This is a genomic window from Nocardioides sp. Root240 (genome assembly GCF_001428825.1).
In the GTDB taxonomy this organism is placed as follows: Bacteria; Actinomycetota; Actinomycetes; order Propionibacteriales; family Nocardioidaceae; genus Nocardioides.
Map to the genome: position 1 here is coordinate 12,167 of NZ_LMIT01000015.1, position 15,088 is coordinate 27,254.

Here is a 15,088-nt window from a genome sequence, read left to right on the forward strand (position 1 = left end):
ACCATGCCTACAGCAGTCATCGTCGATGCCGTCCGCTCGCCCCTCGGCAGGGGGAAGCCGGCCAAGGACGGCAAGCCCGGCGGCGTCCTCTCGTCGCTGCACCCCGCCGACCTGCTCGGCCAGGTGATGCGGCAGCTCATCGAGCGCAGCGGCATCGACCCGGCGCTCGTCGACGACGTCATCACCGGCTGCGTCAGCCAGGTCGGTGAGCAGTCCGGCCCGGTCGGCCGGTGGGCCTGGCTCGCCGCAGGCCTGCCCGAGTCGGTCCCGTCGGTCGCGGTCCACCGGGCCTGCGGCTCCAGCCAGCAGGCGGTCGAGTTCGCCGCCCAGGGCGTCATCGCCGGCGTCCACGACATCGTCGTCGCCTCGGGCGTGGAGTCGATGAGCCGGATCCCGATGGGCGCCGGCCGGATCGGCATGGACCCGTTCGGCCCGTCGGTCGCCGAGCGGTACGCGCCCGGCCTGGTCCCGCAGGGTGTCTCCGCGGAGATCATCGCCCACGAGTTCGGGCTCTCGCGCTCGCGCCTCGACACCTTCTCCGCCCTGTCGCACGAGCTCGCGGTCGCCTCCGACGCCAGCGCCGAGATCGTCCCGGTCACGCTGCCCGACGGCACCGTGGTGACCCTCGACGAGACGCCGCGCCCCGGTACGACGGTCGAGGGCCTGGCGGGCCTGCCGACGGTCTTCGCGACCGACGAGTACCGCGCCCGGTTCCCCGAGATCGCCGAGTGGAAGATCACGCCCGGCAACTCCTCGCAGCTGACCGACGGCGCCGCCGCGATCCTGATCATGTCCGAGGAGCGCGCCGCCGAGCTCGGCCTGACCCCGCGCGCACGCATCCACACCATGGCCGTCGCCGGCGACGACCCGATCCGGATGCTGACCGGCCCGATCCCCGCGACCGAGAAGGCCCTGAAGCGCTCCGGCCTGAGCCTCGACGCCATCGACCACTACGAGGTCAACGAGGCCTTCGCGCCCGTGCCGCTGGCCTGGGCGCAGCACTTCGGCGCCGACGAGTCGCGGCTCAACCCGCGTGGCGGCGCGATCGCCCTGGGCCACCCGCTGGGCGGGTCCGGCGCCCGCCTGATGACCACGATGCTCAACGGCCTCGAGGCGACGGGCGGCCGCTACGGCCTGCAGACCATGTGCGAGGCCGGCGGCATGGCCAACGCGACCATCATCGAACGAATCTGAGGAGAACGACCGTGTTCGAGCTGACCGAAGAGCAGCAGGAGCTCAAGAACCTCGCGCGCAGGTTCGCCCGGGAGCAGTACTCCGACCTCTCCCGCCAGTGGGACCGTGACCGCACCCACTTCCCCGCGGAGGAGCGCAAGAAGATCGCGGACCTGGGCCTGCTCGCGCTCGCCCTCCCCGAGGAGTACGGCGGCGGCGGCCGTCCGCTGATCGACGCCCTCATCGTCCAGGAGGAGTTCGCCAAGGCGAACCAGCTCTGCGCCTGGCCGCTGTTCGAGGCGTCGGCCGGTCCGGCCCGCGTGATCCACCTGTTCGGCACCGAGGAGCAGAAGCAGAAGTTCCTGCCGCCGGTGACCCGCGGCGAGAAGATCATCGCGATCAGCATCTCCGAGCCCGACGCGGGCTCGGCCGCGACCGACGTGAAGACGAAGGCGCGGATCGAGGGTGACGAGGTCGTCATCAACGGGGCCAAGCGCTGGTGCTCCGGTGGCGGTGTCGCCGAGCAGTACCTCGTCTACGTGCGCTTCAGTGACACCCCCGGCGGCAAGGGGATGGGCGCGGTCGTCGTCGACAAGGACACCCCCGGCCTGACCTTCGGCCCGCAGGAGCACCTGATGGGCCACCGCGGCGTCGGCTCGGCGGACATGTTCTTCGACGACGTCCGGGTCCCGCTGGAGAACGTGATCATCCCCGAGGGCGGCTTCAGCAAGCTGTTCACCGCGTTCTCGATCGAGCGCCTCGGCAACTCCACGATGTGCCTCGCGATCGCCCAGGAGGCGCTGGACCGCACCGCGGCGTACGTCCAGGAGCGCCAGCAGTTCGGCAAGGCGATCGTCGACTTCCAGGCCACCCAGATCGCGCTGGCCGACATGATCTCCCAGGTCGACATCGCGCGCCTGCTCATCTACCGCGCTGCGTCCAACGCCGGCGATGGCGCGCCCCAGCAGCTCGAGGCGTCGCTGGCCAAGTGCTTCGCCAACGAGATGGTCAAGAAGGTCACCGACCTCGCGATCCAGCTCCACGGCGGCTACGGCTACTCCGAGGAGTACGAGATCGAGCGGATGCACCGCGACGCGGTCGGCTGGGCCATCGCCGGCGGTACGCCGACGATCCAGCGCACCCGGATCGTCTCCGAGTACCTCGGCCGCCGGTTCGACCAGCGGGCCTGACGTGCTGGCGCCGCGCGTCGGGTACGACGCCGACCACGACGACTTCGCGCAGTCGGTCCGCCGCTTCCTCGCCGACCACGTGGTCGGGCAGCTCGACCAGTGGCGTGCCGACGGTGGCTTCGACCGCGGGCTGCTCGCGGCCGCCGGCGAGCAGGGCTTCCTCGGCACCACGGTGCCCGAGGAGCTCGGTGGCGCCGGTCTGGACGACCCGCGCTTCGCCGCGGTGCTCGTCGAGGAGCTGGCGGCGACCGGTGCGACCGGTCTCGCCCTCGTCGTCGCTCGGCACGTCGGTGTGGTGCTGCCGGCGCTGGTCGCTGCTGGGTCGGCCGAGGTGGCCGGCCTGGCGGCGGGGGAGCTGATCGGTTGCGTGGCCGTGGTCTCCGCCGAGGGGCGTGCGGCCGGCGTACCGGGGGCGGGCATCGCGGACGTCTTCGTGCTGGTCGACGCCGCGCGGCCCGACCGGTGCGTCGTCGTGCGGCGCGACGAGCTGGCGGTCGTGCCGTCCCGCCTGCTCGGGGGGACCGACGCGGCAGCGGCCGATGTAGTGGTGCCCGCATCGGTGCTCGCGGGCGACGGGTACGACGCCCCGGGGCTGCTCGCCGCGCTCGACCTGTGGGGCGCGGTGGTCAGCGTCGGCGCGGCCCGCGCGGCCTTCGACCTCACCGTCGACTACGTGCAGGACCGGGCCGTCTTCGGCCGCAAGCTCGCGACGTTCGAGAACACCCGCTTCCGGCTCGCCGAGGTGGGTGCCGAGCTGACCGCCGCCCGCGGGATGGTCGACGCCGCGCTCGCCGCCGTCGTCGGGGGCACGCTCACGCCGGCGCTCGCCGCCGCCGTCCGCATCGTCGCCGCCAACGTGCACGACCGTGCGGTCGACCAGGGCATGCAGCTGCACGGTGGCTACGGCTACATGCGGGAGTACCCCATCGCCCACGCCTTCGGTGACGCCCGGTTCGTCCGGGTCGCCTCGGCCGCGACCAGCGAGCCGCGCGCCGTGCTGGCCTCGGCGCTCGGGCTCTGACCCCTGCCGGTGATTGAGGTGCGAGGCGCGCCAGCGCCGAGCCTGGGCGGTGGTTGAGGTGCGAGCGCAGCGAGCCTCGAAACCTCTGGCCATGTTCTTGGGACTGTGCCCCGGGTAGTTGGGTGCACGGGGACCGGGGGTTTCGAGGCTCCTCGCTGGCGCTCGTCGCACCTCAACCAGCGACGGGAGTGCGCTCCCCTCCACGGGCCACCGGGTGCCGCGTTTGCGGATGGTTGACGGGTGGGGAGTCGGTCCGCATGCCGTGGACCTACATGCTGCGCTGCAGCGACGACAGCTACTACGTGGGCAGTACCTGGGACATCGAAGGACGCGTCTGGCAACACCAACAAGGTGAGCTCGGCGCGGTGTACACCTACCGGCGTCGACCGGTCGAGCTCGTGTGGTGCGTCTGGTACGACCGGGTCGAGGATGCGTTCCGGTTCGAGAAACAGGTCCAGGGCTGGAGTCGCAAGAAGCGGGAAGCGCTGATCAACGGGGCGTGGAACGAGCTGCCCGACCTGTCGCGACGACTAGCGGTCCAGAAGAGGCTTGCGGCCGAGAAGGACGCGGACGACGCTCCCGGTGGTTGAGGTGCGAGCGCAGCGAGCCTCGAAACCTCTGGCCGTGGTGCTGGGACTGTGCCGACGAGGGTTGGGTGCACCGGGCCCGGAGGTTTCGAGGCTCCTCGCTGGCGCTCGTCGCACCTCAACCACCGGGGAGGGCGTCGCGGCGCAGGTGGTGCTCGAGCAGCAGCAGGTAGGTGACCGACAGCGACACGAGGCTGGCGCACAGTGCCCAGAAGTGGGCGTTGTCGAACAGCTCGGGCGAGAGCGCGGGGAACAGGCCGAGGGCCAGGCCGCCGGGACCCAGGACCGTCGCCCACGCGAACGCTCGCGACTGCCCGCGGGCATCGCCTCGCGCCAGGATCCACGGCACCAGGAACACCACGGCGACCACCTGTGTCGCAGCGAGGCTGACCAGCCGCAGCGGGTCGTCGAGCAGCGACTGGAGCCACCAGAGGCCGATGAAGGCGAACGCCTGGAGCAGCAGGTAGGAGCCGACGAACATCCAGCGTGGCAGGTCCGGGGCGACCAGCGGCTGGCCGAGGGCGAGGTACTGCCGCACCAGCATCAGCTCGATGCCGACCGAGATCACCATGCCGACCCAGAAGATCGAGAAGTACCAGACGTCCACGTCGTTCAGCCAGTGGTCGGCGTTCAGGGCGAAGGTGCCGTCGTGGGCCAGCAGGAAGGCCGTCATCCCGATGGGTGCCGCGGGCACGCGGTCGCGGCGGCCGCAGCGGAACGCCTGCACGATCTGCACGAAGCCGGTCGCCCAGGCGATCGCGGTGAAGACCAGCAACGGCAGGGAGGGCTCGTTGATCCGGTCGAGGACGGGCTGCACGTCGTACACGGGCGTCTCCTCAGCGCTCCGCGAGCGCGGTCCGGGCGGCAAGGCGGCCGGGCCAGCCGCTCACGCCACCGCCGGGGTGCGATCCAGCGCCGGCGTGGAAGTAGCCGGCGACGGGGGAACGGTAGCCGCCGAGGCCCGGCGCAGGGCGGTTCATGGCCAGACGCAGCGGCGTCATGTCGACGTGGAAGTAGGACCCGTTGGGCGTGGCGTACTGCTCGCCGAAGTCGGCGGGCGAGGTGACCACGCGCCCGATCTCGGCGTCCAGCCCGGACAGGTGGGTGCGGGCGGTGGCGAGGACGCCGTCGGCGTACCGGTCGCGGATGTCGGGCCAGTCCTCGCGCGGCTGGGCGGGCACGTTCGAGGCCAGGTAGACGACGTCCTGCCCGGGAGGCGCGACGGTGGGGTCGAGGCCCGACAGCACGGCGAGGTACGACGGCGGTGCGGCCAGCGAGCGGCCCTGGCGGATCAGCCGCAGCTGCTCGATCTGGTCGGCGAAGGTGCCGGTCATCAGCGAGACGGTCCGCAGGTCGTGCCCGTCGAGCCGGTCGCGCTGGCCCTGGGCGACAGGGAAGGTGACCGGCCCGCCGACGGCGAGGTCCACCTTGAACGTGGCGGAGTTGTTGCCGCTCGCGGGCAGCATCGCGACCTTGGCCGTGACGCTGTAGTCGAGGACGCCGGGCTCGAGCAGCGGCCCGTACGCCGTCTGCGGAGGTACGGCGGCCAGCACGCCGCGCCGCGCGTCCACCACCGTGCCGTCGGTCAGCCGGACGCCCCGGACCTCCCCGCCGTCCACCAGGACCTGCTCCACGCCGCACCCGCTGCGCACCTCGACGCCCAGCGACCGGGCGCGACCCTCGAGCGCACCGACGATCGACCGCATCCCACCGCGTGGGCGCTGCACGCCCGGCCGGCTGTGCACGGCCGCGAGCCCGACGCAGTAGAAGCCGCCCCCGTCCGCGTCGATCGGCCCGATCATCGAGCCCCAGTAGGTGCCGAGCGAGCGCATCGCGTCGCTGCGGAAGGTCTCGGCCATCAGCTCGACGAGGTTGCTCGACATGATCTGGCCGAGCCGGCGCCGGGTGGTGCGGTCGGGAGCCAGCCGGAGCAGGTGGCGCCCGAGCTCGCGCTTCGGCAGCTCGGCGGGGTGCCGCGACATGACCGTCACCAGCGCGCGGAAGATCCACGACAGCGCGGGTTGCAGGTCGGCGTACGCCCGGGCGTCGTACGGCGAGAAGCGGCGCACCTCCGCCAGGGTGCGGTCGAGGTCGGCGAACAGCAGCAGCGTCTCGCCGTCGGGCCCGATCCATCCGTACGGCGCCGGCACGGTGATCGTCTCGAAGCCGTGCCGCCGCAGCCGGAGGTCGTCGACGATCGAGGTGCAGGACATGAACATGTCGTCCATCGCCCCGAGGCTGAGCACGTGGTCGGGCGCCTCGGGCAGGTAGGCGTGGCTCGTCGAGAGCCCGCCCAGCACGGGTTGCTGCTCGACGACGAGCACCGAGGCGCCTGCGGCGCCGAGGGTGCAGGCCGCGCTGAGGCCGTTGTGGCCGCCGCCGATCACGACGAAGTCAAAGCTCTCGGCCATCGCGGGCCCCTCTTCCGGAAGGCGACATTTCGACAGAGTATGTACAAACGACGCCTTTGTGAATAGTCTCGCCTCACAATTCATCGCCCCTCGACCGGAAGTGAGGCGACGTCATGGAGGCTCGCGTCCACCGCGTGCTCATCTGGACCGGACCCCTGATGGTGCTCATCTGGTTCGCCACGTTCATCTTCGTGATGGGCTTCTTCCCGCCCTCCGCGCCGAGCGCGAGCGCCGAGGAGGTCCAGCAGCTGTACGCCGACGACCCGACCCTGATCCGGGTGGGGCTGGTCATCGTGATGGCCGCGTCGGCCCTGCTGGTGCCGTGGGCCGCGGCGATCTCCGGCCAGCTCAAGCGGATCGAGGGGGCCCGCATCCTCGCCGCCACCCAGCTGGTGTCCTGCGGCCTGCTGTCGCTGGAGTTCATCACGCCGATCGGGGTCTGGATGGCCGCCGCCTTCCGCTACGACGAGCGCCCACCGGCCGTCACCGAGGCGCTCCACGACGTCGGCTGGATCCTCTTCGTCACCGTGATCTGGTCGCTGTGGATGCAGATGTGGTGCATCGTGGCGGCGATCTTCATCGACCGGCGCCCCGAGCCGGTGCTGCCGCGCTGGCTCGGCTACCTGACCGCGTGGGCGGCGCTGCTGATCACGCCCGCCGGCCTGGTGCTCTTCTTCAAGGACGGGCCGTTCGCCTGGAACGGCATCGTCGGCATCTACATCCCGCTCGCCGCCTTCGCGATCTGGATGGCCTGCATCAGCTACGAGGTGCACCGCGCGCTGACCGTCCAGATCGACGAGGGCACGGAGCCGGGCTGAGCCCCTGCCCGACACGCCCTAGGCTGGCTTCCATGGACGCCTCGACTGCCCGGCTGGTCCGGGGAGCACGGGAGGCCTTCCTCCGCCTGGGTGTCGCCGGCACGTCGATGTCCGACATCGCCCGGGCCGCGGGCGTCGTACGGCAGACGGTCTACAAGTCGGTCTCGACCCGCGACGACCTCGTCGAGCTCGCGATCGTGCAGGTCTGCGAGGAGCTCCAGGCCCGGGTCGACGCGTTCGACCACGCGGCATACGAGGACCTGGTCGACCGGCTCGCGGAGTTCCTCGCGAACGCGATCGAGGTGACCGCTGCCGACGCGGAGCTGGCCACCCTCGCGGCCGCGCTGCCCGGCGACCGCGTGCGCGCGGTGCTCGGCGGCTCGCACCCGCTCGAGGTGCTGATCGAGCAGAGCCTGCACCCGATCCTCGAGGACGCCGACGCGAGCGGCCGGCTGCGGCCCGGCGCGACCGTCGACCTCGCGGCGCGCTGGCTGCAGGGCGTGCTCACCTGGTTCCTGCTGGGGGAGCACGACGACCCGGCGGCGCTGCGCCGGGAGCTGCGGCAGTACGCCGTACCGTCCGTGCTGGTCTGACGGGCCTGCCTCAGGCGAGGAAGTCGAGCAGGTGCTGGTCGAGGGCGGCCGGCGCCTCGAACATCGGGTAGTGCCCGCAGTCGGGGATCACGGCGAGCCGGGTGTCCGCGAGCCTCTCGGACAGCCAGTGCGCGCCCTTCGCGGAGTGCACCGGGTCGTCGGCGCCGATGACCTGCAGGACCGGCTGCTTCACTGCCGGGATGTCGGCGACCAGGTCGGTGCCGAGCATCGAGTGGTAGCAGGCGACCGACGCCCACGACGGCATCTGCAGCGACTGGTTCGTCATCCAGTCGACGACCGCGGGCGAGGGCTCGGTGCCGAACCCGCTGCGGATCGTCGTACGACGGGCGGCGAAGCGGTCGCGCAGCTCGAGCTCGACCATCGCCGCGATCGTCGGCTCGGCGGGGGCGCCGAACGGGAAGGCGTCGCTGCGGCTGGCCCGGACCGCGTTGGAGCCGACGAGCACCAGTCGCTCGACGCGGTCGGGTGCGGCCGCCGCCGTGCGGAAGCAGACCTGGCCACCGAAGGACCAGCCCACCAGTGCGCACGTCTCGACGGCGAGGGCGTCGAGCACGACCAGCAGGTCGTCGCTGAGCCGGGCGACGTCGTACCCGGTGAGGGGCTTGTCGGAGCGACCGTGGCCGCGCTGGTCGATCGCCACGATGCGGTGACCGGCGTCGGTGAGGACGCCGACCTGGCGGTCCCAGGCCTCGTGGGTCATCCCGAAGCCGGGCACGAGTACGACCGCGGGAGCATCCTTCGGGCCGAGGTCCTGGGCGAAGACGTGGACGCCGGGCTCCACCTCGACCATCGTCACGACTGCACCGCCGGCGCGATCCGCTGCTCGAGGTTGCCGACCGCCATGGTGCCGGTGGCGGTGCTGCAGCGGCGGCCGCGCGCGTCCGTCACGACGACCTCGATGGTCTGCAGGTTGCGGCCGGCGTGGATCGCGGTGGCATCCATGCGGAGCGGCTCGATGGCGGGCGAGTGGTACTGCACCTGCAGGACGGCGGTCACGGGCATGGTCCCCGTCGGCGCGACGCGCGCGCCCATCACGCCCATGATCTGGTCCACCGCGAGCGCGACGATGCCGCCGTTGACGGCGCCGTTCGGGTTGAGCGGGAAGGGGGTGCCGACGTACTCGAACGACGCCTGCGTGCGGCCCATCGACAGGCAGCGCAGGCCCGCGCCCACGAAGGTCGGGTAGGCGTCGGCCCATGCGACCCAGTCCGCGTCGGGGTCCTCGTGGCGGGGGAGGGCGCGCAGCCCGGCCGTCGTGTCCATGCGTGCTCCCATTGATTATTGGACCTAGTCGTCGCAATAATAGCGGGCATGACCGACGGCTACCAGACGCTCCAGCTCGCGATCGACGACGACGGGGTCTGCGAGATCGTGCTCTCGCGGCCCGAGCTGATGAACCGCTTCGACCCCGAGCTGCACCACGAGCTCACCCGGGCGTTGCGCGACATCGCTGCCGATCGGTCCGTCCGGGCCGTCGTGCTCGCCTCGACGGGCAGGGCGTTCTCCGCCGGCGGCGACTTCGAGCTGATGGAGTCGGCGAACAAGGACGCCGACGTACGCCGGGGGATCATCGGCGACGCGCGCCACCTCCTCGACGCCTTCCTCGCCCTGCCCCAGCCGATCGTGGTCGCCGTCCAGGGGGCGGCCATCGGTCTCGGTGCGACCGTCGCGATGCTCTGCGACGCGGTCGTCGCCTCCCGCAACGCGGTCCTCGCCGACACGCACGTCGCGATCGGCCTCGTCGCCGGTGACGGCGGCTGCCTGGTCTGGCCCCAGGCGATGGGCATGACCCGCGCCCGCCGCCACCTGCTGACCGGCGACCCGCTGGACGCCGACACTGCACTGCGTCTCGGCGTCGTCACCGACCTCGTCGAGACCCCGGAGGAGGCGCACCCCGCCGCCACCGAGATCGCCCGCCGGATGGCCCGGCTCGCGCCGCTCGCGGTCCAGGGGACGAAGCGCGCGCTCAACCAGGTCTCGCGCCAGCGGGCCGACGAGGTCGTCGACCTGGCGCTGGCGTTCGAGGAGCAGACGCTGGCGAGCGAGGACCTGCTCGAGGGTGTCGCGTCGTTCAAGGAGCGCCGCAGCCCACGCTTCGCCGGCCGCTGAGCTCTCGGTGGTTGAGGTGCGACGAGCGCCAGCGAGGACGCCTCGAAACCTCCGGGCCCGCCGCACCTCAACCACCGCAAAGGGCCTCGCACCTCAACCACCGGCGGCGGGCTTCAGAGTCCGAGCTGCTGCCCCACGATCACCTTCATGATCTCGCTCGAGCCGGCGTAGATCCGGCTGACCCGGCCGTCGAGGTAGGCGTTGCCGATCCTCGAGTCGGTGGCGTACGCCGTGGCCGGATCGGTCACGGAGAGGCACTGGTCGACGACCCGCCCCTGCAGCTCGGTCGCGAACAGCTTGACCAGAGCGGCGTCGGCGACGCCGAGGCGGTCGGCGACGTGCTCGCTGATCGCCTGGTCGACCAACGCCTGGCCGGCGGCCACCTCGGTGGCGCAGGCGGCGAGGGTGAACTTCGTGTCCTGGCCGGCGCCGGTGCCGGCGATGTCGGCGACCGTCCAGTCGAGCGCGGCGACGGCGGCGGCCTGCGAGTTGACGGCGATCGAGAGCCGCTCGTGGGCCAGGTTCGAGGTGAGGTAGCGGAAGCCCTCGTTCTCCACTCCGAGCCGGGCGCTGACGGGGATCCGCATGTCGGTGAACGACAGCTCGGCGAGGTCCTGGGCGGCGAGCCCGAGCTTGTCCAGCTTGCGGCCGCGGGCGAATCCGGGCGTGGTGGTGTCGACCAGCAGCAGGCTGATGCCGTCGCGGCCGGCGGCCGGGTCGGTCTTCACCGCGAGGATCACCAGGTCGGCCGAGGCGCCGTTGGAGATGAACGTCTTGGCGCCGTTGACGACGTAGTGGTCGCCGTCGCGCTCGGCGCGGGTCGCGATCGCCTTGAGGTCCGATCCGGCGCCCGGCTCCGACAGGCCGAGCGCGACGACGACGTCGCCCGCGCACATGCCCGGCAGCCACTGGCGGCGCTGCTCGTCGGAGGCGTGGTGCAGCAGGTAGGGCACGCAGATGTCGGTGTGCACGCGGAGCCCGCCGATCGCGAGGCCGAGTCGCTGGATCTCCTCGGTGACCACGACGCTGTGCCGGAAGTCGGTACCGGGCGTGCCGCCGTACTCCTCGGGGACGCCGATGCCGAGGACGCCGAGCGCGCCGACACCTTTCCAGAAGCGGGCCGACGGGCGGCCCTCGGTGATCCAGTCGGCGTACTCGGGGACCACCTCCTCCTCGAGGAAGGTGCGCACGTTCGCGCGGAAGGCCTCGTGCTCGGGCTCGAAGACGGTACGGGTCAGCATGGCGTTCCTCCTGTGGGGCGGGGGTGCTGGTTGACGCACCTCCGACGCCTTCCTAGTATTGAGACAAGCAGGTTCATAAACAAGTCGTACGACCACCCGGATCCGCCGGACGTGGTTCCGGGAGGGAAGCGATGTCCAGTGCAGACGGCGTGCCCGGCGTCCTCGTCGAGCGTCACGGACGGGTCGCGCTGGTCCAGCTGAACCGCCCCGACCAGCTCAACGCGCTGTCGCCCGCGATGATGGACGAGCTGCTCGCCGTGCTCCGCGAGATCGATGTCGACCCGGAGGTCGGCGCGGTCGTGATCGCCGGGCACGACCGGGCCTTCGTCGCGGGTGCCGACATCAAGGGCATGCGCGAGCGCCCACTGCACGACGTGCTGGCGGCGCCGGCGAGCCGGTTCTGGATGCGCCTCGCCGAGATCGAGGTGCCTCTGGTCGCCGCCGTCTCCGGCGCTGCCCTGGGTGGCGGCTGTGAGCTCGCCCTGGCCTGCGACCTCGTCGTCGCGGCCGAGACGGCGACCTTCTCCCAGGCGGAGATCAAGGTCGGGATCATGCCGGGCGGCGGCGGGACCCAGCGCCTCGCCCGGACGATCGGCAAGCACCGCGCGATGGAGCTGGTCCTGACCGGCCGGCCGGTCACGGCGCACGAGGCGCACGCCCTCGGCTTCGTGAACCGCCTCGTCGACCCGGCGGCCTGGCGCGAGGAGGCGCTCGCCCTGGCGCAGGAGGTCGCGGCCGGTCCGCCGATCGCGGTCCGGCTCGCGAAGCGCGCCGTCCTCGCGGCCGAGGAGGGATCCCTGTCGCTCGGGATGCTCACCGAGCGAAAGCTGATGGAGCTGGCGTTCGCCAGCGAGGACCGCGTGGAGGGCATGACGGCGTTCGTCGAGCGCCGCCCGCCGCAGTGGACCGGACGATGACCCAGGAGGAACTGTCATGAACGCACGTGGATTCACCGAGGAGCAGGAAGAGTTCGCGGCGGCGGTACGTCAGTTCGCAGCGAAGGAGTGCGGGTCGCGCGAGCAGCGCGCTGCACTGACCGACGACAACCGCGAGCAGCACGCCGACGCGGTCTACGCGAAGCTCGCGGCGTCCGGATATCTCGGCGTCTCGATCCCGGAGGAGTACGGCGGCAGCGGTGGCGGCATCATCGAGCAGGTCGTCCTGTTCGAGGAGCTGTGGCGGGGCATGGTCCCCGTCCACGGCGCCGGTACGTCGCACACCGTCGCCGGCGTCTACAAGCGCTACGCCTCCGAGCAGCAGAAGAAGGACGTCCTCGGCGCGATCTGCGCGGGCGAGGTGATGTCGATCAGCATCTCCGAGCCGGGCGCGGGCTCCGACGCGGCCGCCGTCTCCTGCAAGGCGGTCCGCGACGGCGACGTCTACCGGATCACCGGGCAGAAGACCTGGTGCTCCGACGCGCAGTTCGCGTCGAAGATCCTTCTCGTCGCCCGGACCGGTCGCGGCGACCGCCCGCATGACGGGCTGACCATGTTCGAGGTCCCCACCTCGACGCCCGGCCTGGAGATCCGCCCGATCCGCACCATGGGTGGGGGAGCGGAGGTCAACGACCTCTTCTTCACCGACCTCGAGGTGCCGGCCTCCGCGGTCGTCGGCGAGGAGGGCGGGGCCTGGAAGCAGGTCATGTCCGGCCTCAACGGCGAGCGCATCGTCTGTGCGGCGCAGGGCCTCGGCATGGCCCAGCGCTCGTTCGACGACCTCCTCGCCTACCTCAGGCAGCGCGAGCAGTTCGGCGCGCCGATCGGCTCCTTCCAGGCCGTCCGCCACCGCATCGCGGACCTGGCGATCGAGATCGAGGCCTCGCGGGCGCTCACGTACGACACGGCCCGCCGGGTCGCGGCGGCCGAGGGCGCGCCCGAGGAGCTGATCCGAGCGACCTCGATGGCCAAGGTCAAGGTCACCGAGACCGCGAAGCGGGTCGCCCTCGAGGGCATCCAGCTGATGGGCGGCTACGGCTACACGCTCGAGTTCGACATGGAGCGGCACCTGCGACTGGCCATCCCGGCCACGATCTACGCCGGCACGAACGAGATCCAGCGCGACATCATCTCGTCGACGTACGGCCTGCGGCCGGCGCGCTGACGTCCCGGCACCGGATCCGGCAACCTTTCGAGACAAAAAAGACCCTCTCGTCTCAAAAAAGTCCTCGCCAGGGGTAACCGGGGTCACATGTTGTCGTTTAGTATTGAGCCAAGCAGTCGCATAAATGCATGGGGAGATGAGGAATGGCCACCACGATCACTCCGGCGAAGGTCTCGCCGATCAGGGCGAAGCTGACGCCGCTGGGCAGCTTCTTCGCCCTGGCGGGCGACTCGCTGCGGGCGATGTTCCGCCGGCCCTTCGCGGTCGGGGAGTTCCTCGAGCAGACGGTCTTCATCGCCAGCGTCTCGTTCCTCCCGGCGATCTTCGTGACCATCCCGTTCACGGTCGTCGTGCAGTTCTTCATCAACCAGCTGCTCCAGGAGATCGGTGCCACCGACCTCTCCGGGGCCGGCGCCGGCCTGGTGGTGATCCAGGAGCTCGGGCCCTTCTGCAGCGTGCTCGTCGTCGCGGGTGCCGGTGCGACCGCGGTGTGTGCGGACCTCGGCGCCCGGAAGATCCGTGAGGAGCTGGACGCGATGGAGGTCCTCGGGCTCGACCCGATGCAGCGCCTCGTCGCCCCGCGCATCCTCGCCTTCGTCGTGGTCGCGCTCGGCCTCTACGGCATCGTCTGCGTCGTGGGCCTGATCGGCACCTACGTCTTCGCCGTCACCCTCGGCGGGGCCAGTCCGGGCCTCTTCGTCTCCAACCTGACCCTGGTGACCGGCTTCGGGTCGTTCGTCACGGCCATCATCAAGACGGCACTCTTCGGCGTCGCCGCAGCGCTGGTCGCCTGCCACCTCGGCATGAACGCCAAGGGTGGTCCGAAGGGCGTCGGCGAGGCCGTCAACCAGACCGTCGTGCTGACCCTGATGGTGCTGCTGGTCATCAACTCCACCGTCACCACCGTCTACCTTCAGCTGGGAGGGTGACATGAGCGCCCCGACCATGTCCGAGGATCGCGCCGCGCTCGCGGCGCAGATCCGGCAGCAGCAGCTCGCCTCGATCAAGAAGGTCGTCACGCTGCCCAGCCGGACGCTGCTCCACAGCGGCGAGCAGTTCCGGTTCTACCTCGCCGCGCTGCAGGGCATCCCGTTCGCGCTGACCCGGTACCGCCGGGAGGTGCTGCGCCTGATCTCGACCGTCGCCTTCGGCAGTGGTGCGATCGCGCTCATCGGCGGCACCGTGGTGGTCGTCTCCTTCCTGACGGCCTTCGCCGGCATCGAGCTCGGCCTCCAGGGCTACTCGCAGCTCAGCAACATCGGCGTCGAGGCGTTGAGCGGGTTCATCTCGGCCTACATCAACACGCGGCTCGCGGCCCCCGCCCTGGCCGGAATCGCCCTGACCGCAACGGTCGGTGCGGGCTTCACGGCCCAGCTCGGCGCCATGCGGGTGAGCGAGGAGATCGACGCGCTCGAGGTGATGTCGATCCGCTCGATCCCCTACCTGGTGAGCACCCGGATCGTGGCGGGACTGATCTCGATCATCCCGCTGTACGCCGTGTCGCTGCTCGCGTCCTTCGCTGCGACCCGACTGGTCGTCACGTTGGGCTTCGGGCAGTCGAGCGGTGCCTACCAGCACTACTTCAACACCTTCCTGATTCCCGGCGACATCGTGCTGTCCTTCGTCAAGGTGATGTGCATGGCCGTCGTGATCATGGCGGTCTGCTGTTACTACGGCTACACGGCCAAGGGCGGCCCGGCCGGTGTCGGCCAGGCCGTCGGCAGCGCCGTCCGACTGTCCCTGATCGCCATCCTGTTCGCCGACATGCTGCTGAGCTTCGCGCTCTACGGCACGTCGCACAGCCTGAACATCACCGGGTGAGGC

Annotated in this window: 16 protein-coding genes; 11 read left to right on the top strand and 5 right to left on the bottom strand. The window is 71.2% G+C overall.

Annotated features, from left to right (window positions below; translation table 11 throughout):
- Positions 1-3 precede the first annotated feature (3 nt).
- From ASE20_RS21110 to ASE20_RS21125, 4 genes are all read left to right on the top strand, one after another.
- Entirely contained in the window at positions 4-1,194 is a 1,191-nt protein-coding gene (locus ASE20_RS21110; RefSeq protein ID WP_056896561.1) for a thiolase family protein, read from the top strand.
- Positions 1,195-1,205: 11 nt separating this feature from the next.
- A complete protein-coding gene (locus ASE20_RS21115) occupies positions 1,206-2,363 on the top strand; it encodes an acyl-CoA dehydrogenase family protein (RefSeq protein WP_056896562.1) in 1,158 nt (385 codons plus the stop codon).
- 1 nt (position 2,364) lies between these two features.
- Positions 2,365-3,384: an acyl-CoA dehydrogenase family protein gene (locus ASE20_RS21120; RefSeq protein ID WP_056896563.1), complete on the top strand. Its 1,020-nt coding sequence runs from the start codon at positions 2,365-2,367 to the stop codon at positions 3,382-3,384.
- Positions 3,385-3,641: 257 nt separating this feature from the next.
- Positions 3,642-3,974: a GIY-YIG nuclease family protein gene (locus ASE20_RS21125; protein ID WP_056896564.1), complete on the top strand. Its 333-nt coding sequence runs from the start codon at positions 3,642-3,644 to the stop codon at positions 3,972-3,974.
- Between the two features lie 115 nt (positions 3,975-4,089).
- Here ASE20_RS21125 and ASE20_RS21130 read toward each other — a convergent pair whose 3' ends face one another.
- Complete coding sequence (locus ASE20_RS21130; protein ID WP_056896565.1) at positions 4,090-4,797, bottom strand: hypothetical protein; 708 nt, start codon at positions 4,795-4,797, stop codon at positions 4,090-4,092.
- 10 nt (positions 4,798-4,807) lie between these two features.
- Positions 4,808-6,382, bottom strand: coding sequence for a phytoene desaturase family protein (locus ASE20_RS21135; protein WP_056896566.1), 1,575 nt, complete (start codon positions 6,380-6,382; stop codon positions 4,808-4,810).
- Positions 6,383-6,495: 113 nt separating this feature from the next.
- Between ASE20_RS21135 and ASE20_RS21140 the strand changes: the two genes are divergently transcribed.
- Together ASE20_RS21140 and ASE20_RS21145 are read left to right on the top strand one after the other, a co-directional pair.
- Positions 6,496-7,200, top strand: coding sequence for a hypothetical protein (locus ASE20_RS21140; RefSeq protein WP_056896567.1), 705 nt, complete (start codon positions 6,496-6,498; stop codon positions 7,198-7,200).
- A 32-nt stretch (positions 7,201-7,232) separates the two neighbouring features.
- A complete protein-coding gene (locus ASE20_RS21145) occupies positions 7,233-7,793 on the top strand; it encodes a TetR/AcrR family transcriptional regulator (protein WP_056896568.1) in 561 nt (186 codons plus the stop codon).
- A gap of 10 nt (positions 7,794-7,803) precedes the next feature.
- On the opposite strand, the gene ASE20_RS21150 is transcribed toward ASE20_RS21145, so the two are convergent.
- On the bottom strand, positions 7,804-8,604 hold the full coding sequence (locus tag ASE20_RS21150; protein ID WP_225868960.1) for an alpha/beta fold hydrolase: 801 nt from the start codon (positions 8,602-8,604) through the stop codon (positions 7,804-7,806).
- A 2-nt stretch (positions 8,605-8,606) separates the two neighbouring features.
- Entirely contained in the window at positions 8,607-9,077 is a 471-nt protein-coding gene (locus ASE20_RS21155; protein WP_056896570.1) for a PaaI family thioesterase, read from the bottom strand.
- Positions 9,078-9,125: 48 nt separating this feature from the next.
- Here ASE20_RS21155 and ASE20_RS21160 point away from each other — a divergent pair, with 48 nt between their 5' ends.
- Positions 9,126-9,923 (top strand): enoyl-CoA hydratase/isomerase family protein, encoded by a 798-nt coding sequence (locus ASE20_RS21160; RefSeq protein ID WP_056896571.1) that lies wholly within the window; start codon positions 9,126-9,128, stop codon positions 9,921-9,923.
- 113 nt (positions 9,924-10,036) lie between these two features.
- Here the strand turns inward: ASE20_RS21160 and ASE20_RS21165 are convergent, their stop codons facing one another.
- Positions 10,037-11,164 carry an acyl-CoA dehydrogenase family protein gene (locus tag ASE20_RS21165; protein ID WP_200952908.1) on the bottom strand — a complete coding sequence of 376 codons (1,128 nt, stop codon included), beginning with the start codon at positions 11,162-11,164 and terminating at the stop codon, positions 10,037-10,039.
- A 131-nt stretch (positions 11,165-11,295) separates the two neighbouring features.
- Between ASE20_RS21165 and ASE20_RS21170 the strand changes: the two genes are divergently transcribed.
- The 4 genes from ASE20_RS21170 (at position 11,296) to ASE20_RS21185 (ending at position 15,085) form a co-directional block, all read left to right on the top strand.
- Positions 11,296-12,081 (top strand): enoyl-CoA hydratase/isomerase family protein, encoded by a 786-nt coding sequence (locus ASE20_RS21170; protein ID WP_056896572.1) that lies wholly within the window; start codon positions 11,296-11,298, stop codon positions 12,079-12,081.
- 16 nt (positions 12,082-12,097) lie between these two features.
- Positions 12,098-13,264 (top strand): acyl-CoA dehydrogenase family protein, encoded by a 1,167-nt coding sequence (locus tag ASE20_RS21175; RefSeq protein WP_056896573.1) that lies wholly within the window; start codon positions 12,098-12,100, stop codon positions 13,262-13,264.
- A gap of 143 nt (positions 13,265-13,407) precedes the next feature.
- On the top strand, positions 13,408-14,193 hold the full coding sequence (locus ASE20_RS21180; RefSeq protein ID WP_056896574.1) for an MlaE family ABC transporter permease: 786 nt from the start codon (positions 13,408-13,410) through the stop codon (positions 14,191-14,193).
- A 16-nt stretch (positions 14,194-14,209) separates the two neighbouring features.
- On the top strand, positions 14,210-15,085 hold the full coding sequence (locus ASE20_RS21185; protein WP_056896878.1) for an ABC transporter permease: 876 nt from the start codon (positions 14,210-14,212) through the stop codon (positions 15,083-15,085).
- The last annotated feature ends 3 nt before the right edge of the window (positions 15,086-15,088 follow it).

What these genes read in the sequence shown, in the direction of transcription:
- ASE20_RS21110 (WP_056896561.1), top strand. Translation starts at nt 4, where the DNA reads ATGCCTACAGCAGTCATCGTCGATGCCGTCCGCTCGCCCCTCGGCAGG.
- ASE20_RS21125 (WP_056896564.1), top strand. Translation starts at nt 3,642, where the DNA reads ATGCCGTGGACCTACATGCTGCGCTGCAGCGACGACAGCTACTACGTG.
- ASE20_RS21135 (WP_056896566.1), bottom strand. Translation starts at nt 6,382, where the DNA reads ATGGCCGAGAGCTTTGACTTCGTCGTGATCGGCGGCGGCCACAACGGC.
- ASE20_RS21140 (WP_056896567.1), top strand. Translation starts at nt 6,496, where the DNA reads ATGGAGGCTCGCGTCCACCGCGTGCTCATCTGGACCGGACCCCTGATG.
- ASE20_RS21145 (WP_056896568.1), top strand. Translation starts at nt 7,233, where the DNA reads ATGGACGCCTCGACTGCCCGGCTGGTCCGGGGAGCACGGGAGGCCTTC.
- ASE20_RS21150 (WP_225868960.1), bottom strand. Translation starts at nt 8,604, where the DNA reads ATGGTCGAGGTGGAGCCCGGCGTCCACGTCTTCGCCCAGGACCTCGGC.
- ASE20_RS21155 (WP_056896570.1), bottom strand. Translation starts at nt 9,077, where the DNA reads ATGGACACGACGGCCGGGCTGCGCGCCCTCCCCCGCCACGAGGACCCC.
- ASE20_RS21160 (WP_056896571.1), top strand. Translation starts at nt 9,126, where the DNA reads ATGACCGACGGCTACCAGACGCTCCAGCTCGCGATCGACGACGACGGG.
- ASE20_RS21165 (WP_200952908.1), bottom strand. Translation starts at nt 11,164, where the DNA reads ATGCTGACCCGTACCGTCTTCGAGCCCGAGCACGAGGCCTTCCGCGCG.
- ASE20_RS21170 (WP_056896572.1), top strand. Translation starts at nt 11,296, where the DNA reads ATGTCCAGTGCAGACGGCGTGCCCGGCGTCCTCGTCGAGCGTCACGGA.
- ASE20_RS21175 (WP_056896573.1), top strand. Translation starts at nt 12,098, where the DNA reads ATGAACGCACGTGGATTCACCGAGGAGCAGGAAGAGTTCGCGGCGGCG.
- ASE20_RS21180 (WP_056896574.1), top strand. Translation starts at nt 13,408, where the DNA reads ATGGCCACCACGATCACTCCGGCGAAGGTCTCGCCGATCAGGGCGAAG.
- ASE20_RS21185 (WP_056896878.1), top strand. Translation starts at nt 14,210, where the DNA reads ATGTCCGAGGATCGCGCCGCGCTCGCGGCGCAGATCCGGCAGCAGCAG.